Source organism: Actinopolymorpha pittospori, from assembly GCF_014873875.1.
Lineage (GTDB): Bacteria > Actinomycetota > Actinomycetes > Propionibacteriales > Actinopolymorphaceae > Actinopolymorpha > Actinopolymorpha pittospori.
The window spans coordinates 7,631,139-7,645,316 of the sequence record NZ_JADBEM010000001.1; the positions used below are offsets into that span (position 1 = coordinate 7,631,139).

Here is a 14,178-nt window from a genome sequence, read left to right on the forward strand (position 1 = left end):
GGCCGGCATCACTGGATGTCAGGACGGTACAACGCGTGGCCGGGTACGGGGGTGCCCGGGCTCACCCGGAACCAGCCCGGACGAGTGTGGACGTAGGCGACGAGATCCGGCGTAGCGAACCGGCGTACGGAAGCTGCGGAACCGGCGAAGAAGACGGAACGGTCCGCTCGCCCTTCGGACCGACCCGCGACACGCAGGCTGCGTGCCACGTGGCCGTTGTCTACTGGGCGGCGGACCGCTCCGTGGCCACCCCACCGCGCGGACCGAGAGCCGGCTGCCGCGTGACAAGAGAACTGGCTTCGGACTCCTCACGCTTCAGCCCGGACGACGGTCCGAACCGAGTCGGCCTGCGGTGGACAGAAGACGACGATGGCGATCCGGACACCGCGGTGTCAACCACCCACTGACCTGCGAAGACGACAAAAAGGCGCAGGTCAGCGCCATCTGCGGGCAACTCCTGCGATGCCGAGATTTTGTCTTGTGGACGGCGTGTCGACACCCCGGCGTGTCGTCTGGCGATCTTGGTAAGCGCGCCGGTCACGAAGGTTATCGCAGGTGAGGTGTCAGGAGTTGGCGGGTACCACCACGGTGGCGCGCCCGATCACCGCGACGAGCGGCGGCTCGAGCAGGCCCGCCGCCGACTCACCACGGCCCGACTCGCCACGTGCCACCACCCGGGCTTCCAACTCGAGGTCCCGACTCCGGTTGCCCACTCGGACGACGGTGGCGTGGACCTCGAGGACGTCGCCGGCGTGGACGGGCGCGAGGAAGCGCACTTCGGCGTAGGAGGCGAGCAGACCCTCGTCACCGTCGGTGCGGATGCACACCTCGGTGGCGACGTCGCCGAACAGGCCGAGTACGTAGCCGCCGGCCACGAGGTTGCCGGCGTAGTGCGCCTCGGCGTAGGAGACGTACCGGCGGTGGGTCACCGCGAGGCCGAGCCTGGCGTCCGTGACCTCCGTCGCCGTCGCGGCTCCCGGGGCCTGGTCGGTGGGGTCGCTCATGCTGTCCTCCCGGGGCTCACGCTGGTCACGGTCCGCGACGTCGCGGAGGTCGTGCGGGGCGCGGGCACCCTCGCGTGGACGAGATAGCTCGCGACCTCACCCGGCGTCGTCCCTCTGCCGAACACCCGGTCGACGCCGAGGTCCGTTGTCATCGACTCGTGGAAGCGCGGCCCGCCGACGACGAGCAACGGGCGGTGCTCCTCGTCGTAGGCCTCCCGGAACGCCGCGGCCATCTCCTTGGTGCCGTGGACGTGCGCGTCCCGCTGGGTCACGACCTGGGAGACCAGGATGGCATCGGCCCGCTCGGTGAGGGACCGGGAGACGAGGTCGGGCACCGCGACCTGTGCGCCGAGGTTGACCACCTTGATCTCGCGGTAGTACTCGAGCCCCTTCTCCCCCGCGAAACCCTTGACGTTGAGGATGGCGTCGATGCCGACCGTGTGCGCGTCGCTGCCGATGCAGGCACCGACCACCACCAGTCGCCGGCGCAGCCCCGAGCGGATGGCGAGGTTGACCTCCTTGGGACCGAGCAGCGGGTACTCGCGCTCGACGATCTCGACCGCGGCCAGGTCGACCAGGTGGCTGACCCGGCCGTAGACGATGAAGAAGGTGAAGTCGGGCCCCATCGCCTTGGCGTGCACCACCATGGCCGGGTCCAGGCCCATCTTTCCCGCGAGTTGGAGGGCCGCGCCCTCCGCCCGCCGGTCGTGCGCGACCGGCAACGTGAACGACACCTGGACCATGCCGTCCCCGGTGGTGTCGCCGTACGGCCGTACGACCGGACCACTCATGCCGGCACCTCCTCCAGCAGGTCGGTCGCGGGGTTGTAGTACAGCGACGACTTCCTCGCGACCCCGTCGAGCCCCTTGCCTCCGGCCGCGGGTCGGCGCATCAGCCCGAACGTGCCGTCGGCGATGGCGTCGAGCAGGCCGTCGTCCCCGATCCGGGTGAGCAGGTCGACCGCCTCGCCGAGCACCTGCCGGGCCCGCTGGGCGATGAAGCCGTCCGGTGCGGGCCGGAAGTCCTCGTGCAGGTTTCCGCACGCGGAACGGACGTAGCGCACGTTCCGTAGGGCGAGGTCGCGGTCGGACAGCCACGGGGTGACCACCGCCTCCGTCATCATCCCGACCAGCAGGATCTGTTGCCCGGTGAGCACGCCGGCCAGGTTGAAGAAGCCGTCCAGCAGGTAGCCGCGGAAGACGTCGCCGTCCATGTGTCTCGTCGGGGGCATCCACTTCAACGGCGCCTTCGGGAAGAGCTCCCGGGCGAGCAGTGCGTGGGCGAGTTCGAGCCGGAACGACTCCGGCCGCTCCGGGTCGATCTCGAACGCGTGGCCGAGCCCCAGTTGCCAGTCCCGCAGGCCGGCCTCCTTGCCGAAGTACTCGTTCAGCAGCTGGGAGACGGTGACCGTGTGCGCCGCGTCCACGGCGTCGGCGGTGGTGAGGTAGTTGTCCTCACCGGTGTTGATGATGATGCCGGCCCGGGCATGCACCTGCCGGCTGAACCGCTGGTCGACGAACGTGCGGATCGGGTTGATGTCGCGGAAGAGGATGCCGTACATCGAGTCGTTGAGCATCATGTCCAGGCGTTCTAGACCCGCGAGCGTGGCGATCTCGGGCATGCACAGGCCGGAGGCGTAGTTCGTGAGCCGTACGTAACGCCGAAGCTCCTTGCTCACGTCGTCGAGGGCCGCCCGCATCAGCCGGAAGTTCTCCTGCGTGGCGTAGGTGCCGGCATACCCCTCGCGCGTCGCGCCCTCGGGTACGAAGTCGAGCAGCGACTGCCCGGTCGAGCGGATCACGGCGATCACGTCGGCGCCCTCGCGAGCGGCCGCCTGCGCCTGCGGGATGTCCTCGTGGATGTCGCCGGTCGCCACGATGAGGTAGATCCAGGGCTGTTGCCTCGGGTCGCCCCACCGCCGGACCAGCCGCTCGCGTTCGCGCCGGCGGGCGTCGACGGCCTTCACGCCGGCACCGACCGCCCGGCGTGCCGACCGGGCCGCCTGGCGGGCCGCCGCCCCCTCGGGCAGGTGGAAACGGACGGAGCCGGCCGACGCCTTCTGCGCCAGCGCGGCGAGGTCCTCCGCGTCACCGCGCGCGAGTGCGGACCAGACGGGAAGGGCCACACCGTGCTCGAGTCCGACCTCCGCCCGGACCGCGTCGACGAGTCGGTTGACCCAGGGGGTGCCGTCCGGGTCGGCGCCGCGAAGTCCCGCGAGCCGCAGGACCGCGCGCTCGACGGAGACGGTGGTGTGCGCCCGGGCGAGTTTCACGATGGGCCGGCCCGCGCGGCGGGCGAGGGTACGTGCCTGGCGGACCGTCGCCGGGTCGAGGTCCAGGTGGCGCCGGAACGCCGTCGTACTCATGTGTGCTCCCGGTCGTTGTGCCGGTCGTCGCCCCGGTCATCGCCCCGGTCGAACAGAATCCGGCCGCCCGCGACGGTGCGGACGCAGGTCGGAGACGGCGTACCCGGCGCGAGGCTCGGGAGCCCCGGCAGTTCGGAACCCTCGAGATCCCACACCGCGTAGGTCGCCTCCGCGCCCGGCCGGAGGGCGCCGTCGTGGTCGTCCAGCGCGGCCCACCGACCGCCTCCGGTGTGCGCGGCGAACGCGTCGGCGACGCTGATCCGCTCGTCCGCGTTGTGGTGCCACGCGGCCGCACGGACACCGCCCCAGGGATCGAACGGCGTCACCGGCGTGTCCGAGCCGAACGCGAGCCGTACCCCGGCGCGACGCATCGTCGCCCAGGGGTTGGCCGCGAGGGCCCGCTCGACACCGAGCCGGGTGGCGTACATGCCGTCGGCACCACCCCAGGCGGCGTCGAACGCGGGCTGACCGCTGACCACGACGCCCCACCGGGCGAGATCGGCCACGTCCTCCGCTGCGATGAGTTCGACGTGTTCGAGCCGGTGCCGGGCCGCGGTCAGCCGGTCGGCGCCGAGCCGCTTCTCGGCCCGGCGGAAGCCGTCGACGACCGCCGCCGTGGCGGCGTCTCCGATGCAGTGGAAGCCCGCCTGCAGGCCGGCACGCGTACAGGCAACCACGTGCTCGGCCACCTCCTCCGCATCGAGGTAGGTCCGTCCCGCGTGGTCGGGGCGGTCGACGTAGTGCGCCGTCAGCGCGGCCGTGCGGGAGCCGAAGGCGCCGTCCGCGCAGAGGTCTCCCGCGGCGCCGCGGGCACCCAGGGCGCGGGCCCGCTCGACACCACCGGTCGTGGCGAGCTCGCCCCAGTAAGGCACCACCTCCACGACCGGGCGCTCCGCAGCGATCTCCGCGATGAGCGCGAGGTCGTCGGCCGGGTTGACGTGGGGTGCGGCCATCTCGTGCACCGAAGCGACGCCGTTCGCCGCGGCGGCCGCGAGCGCCACGGCAATGGCCGTCCGTCGCTGAGTGCGGGTGACCAGCGCGGACGCCGCGTCCCGGGCGACGTGATGGGCCTCCCGCTCGACCCGGGCGGTCCCGTCCCAGCCTGGCCGCGTCGCCATGGCCGGCGCCCGCTCGTACAGCGCGCCGGAGACCAATCCGGAGTGGACGTCCACCCGCGAGAGGTACACGGGTCGACCGGGTGCGGCCCGGTCGATCTCGGCCGCGGACGGGAGCCGTGGATCGGTCCAGCGCGTCTCGTCCCAGCCGAAGCCGAGGATCACGGCGTCGGGGTAGCCGCGGGCGTACCTCGCGAGCCGGTCGAGCAGGTCGTGCGCACTGGTGGCCGCGGCCAGGTCCAGCCCGCCGAGCCGCAGCCCGGTCTGCGAGGTGTGGACGTGCGCGTCGACGAACGCCGGGGTGACCAACCCGCCGGCGAGGTGGAGCACCTCGTCGGCTCCGTCGGCGTACGCGTCGGCCTCCCCCTCGTCCCCGATCCAGCTGATCACGTGACCCTCGACCGCCATCGCCGTCGAGGTCGGGCGCGAACGGGGTCCCGGCCCGTCCGGGTGGGCCAGGTGGTGCGTCGGGCCGTCGGCCCGGTCGTCGCCGGTGAGGATGGTGCCGCCCCGAAGGAGCACGCGGTGGGAGGAGGTCATGGCTCCATCCTGGCCTCGAAGAGCCGCCGTACGCCCTCCTCGGCGCGCACGAGATCGAGCGCGTACTCCGCGTGCCCCGGAACGTAACCGTTGCCGATCAACATCGTGACGTCCGCGGCCAGGCCCTCCGCGCCGAGGGCGGCCGCGCTGAAGGACGTCGCCATGGAGAAGAAGATCACCGTCCCGCCCGGCGCCGTGGCGAGAATCGCACCGCCCTCGCAGGCAGGTACGTCGACACAGACGACCGTCACGTCGGCCGGCCCGCCCGCCTTCTCCACCGCGTCGGCGAGCCCGACCGGGTTCCTGGCGTCGGCGAGCGCGACGACGTCGGCCAGCGCGGCGCGCTCCAACGCCCGCGCCTCGGTTTCGTTGGGTACCACGCCGATGGTGCGTCCGGCACCCGCCCGCCGGGCGGCGGCCAGGGCGAGCGAGCCCGACTTGCCGGCGCCGCCGAGGACACAGACGGTCGGGGCGGCACGGCCCGACACGACCCGGTGGGTCAGCGCCGGTGCTCCACAGACGTCCAGCACCGCGAGCGCGAGCGGTGACGGCACGTCGGTGGGAAGCCGGGCGGCGATCGAACGGCCGAACAGGATGGCGGATCCGCGACAGGGCACCTGCTCCGAGCGCCCGTCCCAGCCGGCCAACTCGTCCTCGATCACGAGCGGCGTCAGGGTGAGTGAGACGAGCGTGGCGACGCGGTCGCCCGGAACGAGGCCGAGCGGTGAGGCGGGGCCGACCTCCTCGACGGTGCCGACCAGCATGCCGCCGGACCCGGTGACCGGATTCTGCATCTTGCCCCGGCTCGCGATGATGTCCGCCACCGCGCGCCGTACGACGGCGCCGTCACCGCCATGGGCGGACCACAGCTGGCGGTAGGACGCGGCATCGAGGTTGAGCCGCTCGACCCGGACCCGCACCTCGTCGGGCCACAGCCCCTTCCGGGTGTCGAGGCGGGCCGCCGCCTGGGGCAGGGCGCCGGCGGGTTCGCACACACGATGCAGCCCGATCGGCGAACCGGGTAGGGGCGGGGTCTCGAGCACGGGAACCGTCTCCCCTCGGAGATCCTGCGGGCTACAGTCAATTCTGACAGAAATTATCCTGTGCGATTCGGACTCGACAGTACGACATCCGTGAAATGGCCGCTTGGTCGGAGGTGTTTTCGGTGCCGCTGGAAGTTCAGGAACAGCCGTACGACTACCGCGGTCGGGCACTGGTCGAGCCCGACTGGAGGCGTCTGCCCGGCTGGCGCGACATCGATGTGGCCGACTGGGAGTCTGCCCAGTGGCAACGCGCACACTGCGTGAAGAACCTCAAACAGCTCAGATCGGTCATGGGTGACCTACTCGACGAGGAGTTCTACGCCGACCTCGAGCGTGACCAGGCCGAACGCGCCACCATGTCGATGCTGCTGCCGCCGCAGATGCTCAACACGATGGTTCCGGACGAGGTGCCGACGACCGAGGCGTTCTATGCCGATCCGGTGCGGCGCTACATGCTGCCGGTGTTCTCCGACCGGCGCACCGACTGGCCGTCCCATCCACGCGCGACGCGCGACTCGCTGCACGAGCACGAGATGTGGGTCGCCGAGGGGCTGACCCACCGCTACCCCACCAAGGTGCTCGCCGAACTGTTGCCGACCTGTCCGCAGTACTGCGGACACTGCACCCGGATGGACCTCGTCGGAAACTCCACGCCCCAGGTCGACAAGCTGAAGTTCGCGCTCAAACCGCAAGGGCGCCTTGACGGCATGCTCGAATACCTGCGCACCCACCGAGGCGTCCGCGACGTGGTCGTCTCCGGCGGCGACGTGGCCAACCTGCCCTGGCCGCGCCTGGAGGCGTTCCTCTCGGCCCTGCTGGAGATCGACAACATCCGCGACATCCGGCTCGCGACCAAGGCGCTGATGGGCCTTCCCCAGCACTGGCTCCAGGACGACATCCAGGCCGGAATGGAGCGGCTCGCCCGGGTCGCGCGCGCCCGCGGCGTGATGATCGCCATCCACACCCACGTCAACGCCGCCCAGTCGGTCACACCGCTGGTGGCCAGGGCCGCGAAGGCGATGCTCGCCACCGGCATCCGCGACGTCCGCAACCAGGGCGTGCTGATGCGGGGCGTCAACGACTCCACGACGCAACTGCTCGACCTGTGCTTCGCCCTGCTCGACGGCGCGACGATCACGCCGTACTACTTCTACATGTGCGACATGATCCCGTTCAGCGAACACTGGCGGGTCTCCGTGCGCGAGGCACAGCAACTTCAGCACGGCATCCTCGGCTATCTGCCGGGATTCGCGACGCCGCGCATCGTCTGCGACGTGCCCTACGTCGGCAAGCGCTGGGTGCACCAGGTCGCGGAGTACGACGAGACCCTTGGCATCAGCTACTGGCGGAAGAACTACCGCACCGGCATCGAGCATCCAGGTGACGACGCCCTGGAGCGGACCTACGAGTACTACGACCCGATCGACAGCCTGCCCGAACGGGGCCAGGCCTGGTGGCGCGAACACGGCGGGGCGCACCTGGCCGTCGCCGAGCAGCGGGCCGCCGAGTCCCGGTCGGCGTCACGACGTCAACTGCTGATCGACACCCACTGATCAGACGCCCACTGATCAGACGCTCACTGATCCGACGCCGCTGGTCCGACCCACTGAGCCGCGAGCCGTCGCCACCTCCGCCGGGGAGGGGGCGACGGCTCGCGTCAGCGTCAGCGGTGGAGTGCCCGCGCGACCTCGGGAATCGCGTCGACGTAGCCTCGCAGCAGGGACCGGGCCACAGTCACCGAGTCGACCAGCGGATGGAGGGCGAACGCCTTGAGCGCGGCCTCCTCCGACCCTGTCGTGGCCGCCTCGATCGCGAGCCGGTCGACCGCCTTGACCTGTTGCATCAGGCCGAGCTGGTGCAGGTCGGGCGCCGACGTGGCGAGCGGGTGCGCGCCGTTCGCGTCGACCAGCGACGGGACCTCGATCACCGCGTCGGCGTCCAGGCCGGCCAGCGTGCCGCCGTTGCGGACGTTGAGGATGATCGTGGACTTCTCGTCCCTCGCGATCGCCGCCATCACCGCGAGCGCGACCAGTTCGTAGCCGCCCTCGCTCTCCAGGTCGAAGGGCTCGGCCTCCGGCGAGTCGTCGTGGCGCTTTCCCTTGGCCTCGGCCATGTAGAGCGCCTTGCGTTCGGCGATGGTGCGCTGCCACAGCTCGAACGCGCGGTCGGGGTCCTTTCCGGCCGCGGCGTAGAAGTCGCCCTGCTGCGCGACGAGGAACTCACCACGGGTGGTCGGCTGCTCCACGATGGAACGCACGGCGTCGCGGTTGAAGTAGTAGTAGTAGAGGTACTCGTTGGGGACCACGCCCATCGCCTGGATCCAGGACGGGCCGAAGATGGAGCCCTCCTCGAGGGTGGCGAGGGCCTGCTCGTCGGCCAGGAAGCGCGGCAGGTGGTCCTCACCGTCGCTGATCAGCCGACGTAGCCAGCCGAGGTGGTTGAGGCCCACGTAGTCGACCTGGATCCGCCCGGCGTCCAGCCCGAGGGAACCCGCGATCCGGCGGCCGAGGCCGCCCGGGGTGTCGCAGATGCCGATGACCCGGTTTCCGAGCACCTGCTGCAACGCCTCGGTGATCATGCCGGCCGGGTTGGTGAAGTTGATGAAGAACGCCTTGGGGGCAAGAGCCTTCACCCGCCTCGCGATGTCGAGCATCACGGGGATGGTCCGCAGGCCGTAGGCGATGCCGCCCGGTCCGGTCGTCTCCTGGCCGAGCACGCCGAGATCCAGGGCCACCCGCTCGTCGCGGGTGCGGCCTTCCAGTCCGCCGACGCGGATCGCGGAGAAGATGAAGTCGGCGCCTTCGAGTGCCTTGTCCAGGTCGAGGGTCGCCTCGACGCGCGGAGCGTGGTCCCTGCCCGCGGCCAGCTGGGAGAGGACCGCGGTGATGACCGAGAGCCGCTCCGGGGACTGGTCGTAGAGCGCCACCTTGTCGACCCGGGGCGAGCCGGTGTCCTGCAGGAGTGCCTTGTAGACCAGCGGAACGCGGAAGCCCCCACCGCCAAGAATTGCCAGTTTCACGATGTGAGTACCTCTCCACCTGCCTGCCGGCAGATCTCCAGTGTTTCGTTGTCGGCGTCCTCGGTGGTCACGAGAACGTCGATGTCCGCGAGGCCGCAGATGCGCAAGGAACCCTTGCCCGGGAACTTCGCGGGATGCGCGACGAGCACCACCGACTCGGCCGCGGCGAGCATCGCCCGCTTGGCGGACGCCTCGACCTGCATGTTGTCGAGCACCTGACCGTCACGCCGGATCCCAGTACAGGAAAGGAAGAGCCGGTCGGCATGCACCTGCCGCAGCGCCTCCTCGGTGAGGGATCCGACCAGCGAACGGTAGTGGCGCCGGACGACGCCACCCAGCAGGACCAGCTCGACCACCGGATCGTCGCGAAGCTCGTCGAAGACCGCGATGTTGCTGGTGATGACGGTGACCTCGCGACCGCGCAGGTGTCGCGCCACCCGCAGGGTGGTGGTTCCGATGTCGAGGAGCAGGACGTCACCGTCGTTGACGAGCTTGACCGCGCGTGCGGCGAGAGCGTCCTTCGTCTCGCCCTCCGCGTCGTCGGTGACGGCGAAGGGCATCTCGACGCTGCCTTCGTCGTCGAGGACGGCGCCGCCGTAGACCCTGGTGAGTTCGCCACCGCGGTCGAGGCGCTGGAGATCGCGACGGATCGTGGCCGTGCTGACACCGAGGTGTCTGGCCAGCTCCGCCGCTGAGGCCGTGCCCTTGGCGCGCAGAGCACGGACGATGCGTCGGTCCCTCTCGCGCTGCAGCACGCGGCGATGTTACAGAAAAATTCATGCAGGGTCATCCACTGCTTGTCAAAGTCGCTCAACTCTTGCAGACTCCGTGAACAGCAGTGAGCGATTGGGAGGACTATCGGTGTCGAGGCGCAGCGTTTCCGCGGCACCGGCGACGGAACGACCACAGGTCGACGTCTTCCTGGTCGGCACGTTGTTCTTCGACCTGGTGCTAGCCGGCCTTGACGCCATGCCCGAGGCGGGCGCCGAGGTCTGGGCCCGTCAACGCGCCGTTTCCCCTGGTGGTGTGGCCAACCGGGCCGTCGCCGCCGCCCGGTTGGGGCTGCACACCGGTCTCGCCGGCCAGGTCGGCACCGATCTCTTCGGCGACCACCTGTGGCAGACGCTGGGCGAGGTCGACAACCTGGACTTGCGGTGGGCGTCCCGCTCCCCCGATGTCCAGACCACCTTGACCGTGTCGGTCGCACACGGTGGCGATCGCCGTTTCCTCAGTCACGGCGAACCCACCTGGCCGGGCGAGGCCGCGCTCGACCTCGCGCGGCTGCCGCGGGCCAGGGCGGCCCAGGTCGGTCTCGAGGCGGGCGTTCCCGAGTGGGCCAAACACCTGCGCTCGGAGGGCACGAGGCTCTTCGGTGGCGTCGGGTGGGACCCGTCGGGCCGCTGGTCGACACAGGTGCTGGACGACCTGACGCACTTCGACGCCTTCGTGCTCAACACCGGCGAAGCGATGGCCTACACGCGCACCGACACCCCGGTCGCCGCGCTGCGCCAGCTCGGCGAACGCGTCGCCGTGGTGGCCATCACCGACGGTGACCATGGTGCCCTGGCGGTCGACGGCATGACCGGCGAGTTCGTCAACGTACCGGCCATTCCGGTCCGGGCCGTCGATCCGACCGGAGCCGGTGACGCCTTCTTCGCGGCCTTCCTGTTCGGCACCCTCGCCGAATGGCCGCTGCGAGAACGGCTACTCTTTGCGAACCTGTGTGCTGGCCAGTCGGTCCGCGGCCTGGGCGGCGCGGTCAGCGCACCGGGCTGGGACGACATTGCCGCCTGGCTCGAATCCAGGGAACAAGAAGCCGCTGCCTTCAGCTTTCTGGGACCCGAGTTGGCCCGGCGCCGCTCGAACCCGCGACAACAATCCAGCAAGAAGGTGTCTTGATGAGCAGTAGACGAAGGACGGTCCTCGCTCGGGTCGGCGTCGGCCTGGCCGCCGTACCGTTCGTTTTCGTGGCGGCCTGCGCGCCCGGCGGCACCAGCACCAGCGGGCCGACGAGCAAGCCCTCCAGCGAGATCGCGACCGATCCCGCCAAGGCTGGCAAGGTCAGCTTGACGGTGTGGGACATCAACACGTCCGGCGGCGCCAACGACGCGATGATCAAGCTCAACGACGAGTTCGAGAAGAAGTACCCGAACGTCAAGATCAACCGGGTCTCCCGGACGCTGAACGACACCAAGACCACACTGAAGCTGGCGCTCTCGGGCGACAACCCACCCGACGTCGTGCAGGCCAACCAGGGCTACCCGGACATGGGCGCCTTCGTCAAGGCCGGCCTGCTCACCCCGCTCGACCAGTACGACAAGGTCTACAAGTGGGACCAGAAGTTCCCCAAGCAGCTGCTCGACCTCAACAAGTTCTCGACGGACGGCAAGACCTGGCAGTCCGGCAGCCTCTACGGCGTCTCCCAGACCGGTGAGATCGTCGGCATCTTCTACAACAAGAAGCTGCTGCAGCAGGCCGGTCTGGAGCCGCCGAAGACCTTCGCGGAGTTCGAGTCCGACCTGCCCAAGATCAAGGCTGATGGCCTGCTGCCGATCCAGTTCGGCACCTCCGACAAGTCGCCGGCCATTCACCTGTTCGGCGTCGTCCAGGCGGCGACCGCGGGCAAGCAGGCCGTCCGTGACCTCGTGACCTCCAGCGGCGACGCCACCTGGAGCGATCCGGGCACCACGCAGGCGGCCCAGAAGGTCAAGGACTGGGCTGCCAAGGGCTACCTGACAGCCGGCGCCAACGGCCTCAGCGGTGACGGCGCCTCCTCGAACTTCACCAAGGGTCAGGGCGTCTTCCGGATCGACGGCACGTGGCGGCTCGCCGAACTCGAGAAGGCCATGGGCAAGAACGTCGGGTTCATGACTCCTCCCCCTGTCAGGGCCGGTGGACAGAGCGTCACCGAGGGCGGGGTCGGTCTTGCTTGGTCGATCACCTCCAAGAGCAAGAACCCCGACGTGGCCGGCGCCTACCTCAACTTCATCACGAACGCGCACGCCGACGACGTCCTCGCCCAGACGGGCAACGTTCCCGCGGTGGCTCCGAAGAACTACCAGCCCCCGGCCGGAACGCTGAGCGCCGACGTGTTCAGCGCCTGGAAGAGCATCAGCGAGAACGACGGACTGACGCCGTACCTCGACTACGCGACCCCGACGTTCTACGACACGCTGACGTCCAACCTTCAGCAGTTGATCGGCGGGAAGCTCCCGGTCAAGCAGTTCACCGGGAACCTCGACGCTGACCAAGACGCGTTCAAGACGTCGAAGTAAGGACCGCTTTTGTGTCGGTGTCCTCGCAGATGACTACCGCGGCGGAGGTGGGCGCCCGGACGGCGCCCACCTCCAAGAAGAAGAGGTCGAGGCGCGGCTCGGACCGGGTCGCCTACCTCTACCTCCTCCCGGCGTTCGTGGTGTTCGGGGCGTTCCTGCTCTACCCCCTGCTCCACGGGCTGTGGATCTCGCTGTACGACTGGGACGGCCTGACGCCCGCCACCTGGGTCGGGCTCGGCAACTACACCGACGCCCTCGGTGACCCGGCCCTGCGGACGGCGTTCGCGCACTCCGCCGTGCTCATCCTCTTCTACGCCGTCCTCCCGATCCTGCTCGCGCTGATGCTCACGGGCGTGATGACCCACGCGACGAAGTTGCGCCACCTGTCGTTCTTCCGGGTGGTCATCTTCCTGCCGCAGGTGGTCGCCTCGGTCGTGGTGGCGACCACCTGGACGGCGATCTACGCACCGGACGGCGTCCTCAACAACGTGCTGTCGGCCGTCGGGCTGGAGGTCATCGCCAGGCCGTGGCTCGGCGACTTCGGCCTGGCCCTCCCGGCCGTCGGCCTGATCGGCACCTGGCTCGAGATCGGTCTGTGCCTGGTGCTCTTCCTGGCCGGGGTGTCGCAGATCAACCCCGAGCTCTACGAGGCCGCCCGCCTCGACGGTGCTGGTCCGGTGCGGGAGTTCTTCGCCGTGACGCTGCCGGGCCTGCGTCCCCAGATCGCCGTGGCACTGACCCTCACCGTGATCGCGGGCCTGCGCAGCTTCGACCTGATCTTCGTCGCGACACGAGGTGGCCCGGGCACGTCCACCACCGTGCCCGGCTTCGAGGTCTACCACCGGGCCTTCGACCTCAACCAGGTCGGCTCGGCGTGCGCCGTCGGCATCCTGCTGACGGTGGTGATCCTCATCGTCACCACGCTGATCAACCGGATCGACCCTGGAGAGCAAGCATGATCTCCAAGCGGGAAGCCGCTCTCAACTACCTCATCCTCGGGGTCTTCGCGATCATCGCGCTCTTCCCGCTCCTCGGGGTGCTGTCCTCCGCGCTGACCGACCCGTCGCAGTCGGGCGCGTCGCTGTCGTTCCCCTCGTCTCCCCACTTCGCCAACTTCGCGACGGCGTGGAACGAGGGGCACTTCGGCACCTACATGCGCTCCAGCGTCATCGTGACGGTGAGCGTCGTCGTCATCGCCGGCGTGCTCGCGATCCTCGCCGGGTACGCCTTCGCCACCATGCGTTTTCCCGGTCGGTCGGTGCTCTTCTACATCCTGCTGCTCGGCCTGATGGTGCCGAGCGAGGCGCTGATCATCCCGCTGTACTACGACCTGCGCGGTGTCGGGCTCACCGACACCTACTGGTCGCTCATCTTCCCGCAGGTCGCGCAGTCGCTCGCGTTCTGCACGTTCTGGATGCGGTCGTTCTTCCGCGGTGTCCCGAACAGCCTCATCGAGGCGGCCAAGCTCGACGGCGCCACCCGCTGGTCGGTCCTGTGGCGGATCCTCGTCCCCATCAGCCGTCCCGCGTTGCTGACGATGGCGATGCTCATCTTCATGTGGACGTGGAACGAGTTCCTGATGCCGTTGGTGATGATCACCAACGAGAACCTCCGGACCGCACCGCTCGGCCTCGCGTTCTTCCAGGGACAGCACACCTCGCAGTTCGCGCTCCTCGCGGCCGGAGCGACCATCGTCGCCTTCCCTGTCGTGATCGTCTACCTCTTCCTGCAGCGACACTTCATCGCGGGAATGTTGGCCGGAGCGGTCAAGTAGGAGTCTCCACCGCACGCCGCGGGCGCGTTAGCGTGAGTTCTTC

Annotated in this window: 13 protein-coding genes; 5 read left to right on the forward strand and 8 right to left on the reverse strand. The window is 69.6% G+C overall.

Annotation, left to right across the window (positions count from 1 at the left end; genetic code table 11):
• Window positions 1-8: 8 nt before the first annotated feature.
• From HEB94_RS35590 to kdd, 6 genes are all read right to left on the reverse strand, one after another.
• Window positions 9-209 carry a hypothetical protein gene (locus tag HEB94_RS35590; RefSeq protein ID WP_192753907.1) on the reverse strand — a complete coding sequence of 67 codons (201 nt, stop codon included), beginning with the start codon at window positions 207-209 and terminating at the stop codon, window positions 9-11.
• A gap of 354 nt (window positions 210-563) precedes the next feature.
• The gene (gene kal, locus HEB94_RS35595; protein ID WP_192753908.1) at window positions 564-1,004 is read right to left on the reverse strand and encodes a 3-aminobutyryl-CoA ammonia lyase; all 441 of its coding nucleotides are present in this window, start codon (window positions 1,002-1,004) and stop codon (window positions 564-566) included.
• A complete protein-coding gene (gene kamE, locus HEB94_RS35600) occupies window positions 1,001-1,795 on the reverse strand; it encodes a lysine 5,6-aminomutase subunit beta (protein ID WP_192753909.1) in 795 nt (264 codons plus the stop codon). Before kamE ends, kal begins: the two co-directional genes overlap by 4 nt.
• Window positions 1,792-3,369, reverse strand: coding sequence for a lysine 5,6-aminomutase subunit alpha (gene kamD, locus HEB94_RS35605; protein WP_192753910.1), 1,578 nt, complete (start codon window positions 3,367-3,369; stop codon window positions 1,792-1,794). Before kamD ends, kamE begins: the two co-directional genes overlap by 4 nt.
• Window positions 3,366-5,024, reverse strand: a complete 1,659-nt coding sequence (locus HEB94_RS35610; RefSeq protein WP_192753911.1) for an amidohydrolase — start codon at window positions 5,022-5,024, stop codon at window positions 3,366-3,368. The genes kamD and HEB94_RS35610 overlap by 4 nt, the downstream gene beginning before the upstream one ends.
• A complete protein-coding gene (kdd, locus tag HEB94_RS35615; RefSeq protein ID WP_192753912.1) occupies window positions 5,021-6,067 on the reverse strand; it encodes an L-erythro-3,5-diaminohexanoate dehydrogenase in 1,047 nt (348 codons plus the stop codon). Before kdd ends, HEB94_RS35610 begins: the two co-directional genes overlap by 4 nt.
• A gap of 122 nt (window positions 6,068-6,189) precedes the next feature.
• On the opposite strand from kdd, the gene HEB94_RS35620 reads away from it, so the two are divergent.
• Window positions 6,190-7,620: a KamA family radical SAM protein gene (locus tag HEB94_RS35620; RefSeq protein ID WP_337918132.1), complete on the forward strand. Its 1,431-nt coding sequence runs from the start codon at window positions 6,190-6,192 to the stop codon at window positions 7,618-7,620.
• Between the two features lie 110 nt (window positions 7,621-7,730).
• Here HEB94_RS35620 and HEB94_RS35625 read toward each other — a convergent pair whose 3' ends face one another.
• Both HEB94_RS35625 and HEB94_RS35630 read right to left on the reverse strand, forming a co-directional pair.
• Entirely contained in the window at window positions 7,731-9,086 is a 1,356-nt protein-coding gene (locus HEB94_RS35625) for a 6-phospho-beta-glucosidase (RefSeq protein ID WP_192753914.1), read from the reverse strand.
• Window positions 9,083-9,841 carry a DeoR family transcriptional regulator gene (locus tag HEB94_RS35630; RefSeq protein ID WP_192753915.1) on the reverse strand — a complete coding sequence of 253 codons (759 nt, stop codon included), beginning with the start codon at window positions 9,839-9,841 and terminating at the stop codon, window positions 9,083-9,085. The genes HEB94_RS35625 and HEB94_RS35630 overlap by 4 nt, the downstream gene beginning before the upstream one ends.
• Before the next feature lie 106 nt (window positions 9,842-9,947).
• Between HEB94_RS35630 and HEB94_RS35635 the strand changes: the two genes are divergently transcribed.
• The 4 genes from HEB94_RS35635 to HEB94_RS35650 are packed head-to-tail and all read left to right on the forward strand — an operon-like array spanning window position 9,948 to window position 14,135.
• Window positions 9,948-10,985: a PfkB family carbohydrate kinase gene (locus HEB94_RS35635; RefSeq protein WP_192753916.1), complete on the forward strand. Its 1,038-nt coding sequence runs from the start codon at window positions 9,948-9,950 to the stop codon at window positions 10,983-10,985.
• Window positions 10,985-12,361 carry an extracellular solute-binding protein gene (locus HEB94_RS35640; protein ID WP_192753917.1) on the forward strand — a complete coding sequence of 459 codons (1,377 nt, stop codon included), beginning with the start codon at window positions 10,985-10,987 and terminating at the stop codon, window positions 12,359-12,361. The genes HEB94_RS35635 and HEB94_RS35640 overlap by 1 nt, the downstream gene beginning before the upstream one ends.
• 29 nt (window positions 12,362-12,390) lie before the next feature.
• Entirely contained in the window at window positions 12,391-13,320 is a 930-nt protein-coding gene (locus HEB94_RS35645) for a carbohydrate ABC transporter permease (RefSeq protein ID WP_192753918.1), read from the forward strand.
• Entirely contained in the window at window positions 13,317-14,135 is an 819-nt protein-coding gene (locus tag HEB94_RS35650) for a carbohydrate ABC transporter permease (protein ID WP_192753919.1), read from the forward strand. The genes HEB94_RS35645 and HEB94_RS35650 overlap by 4 nt, the downstream gene beginning before the upstream one ends.
• Window positions 14,136-14,178 lie beyond the last annotated feature (43 nt).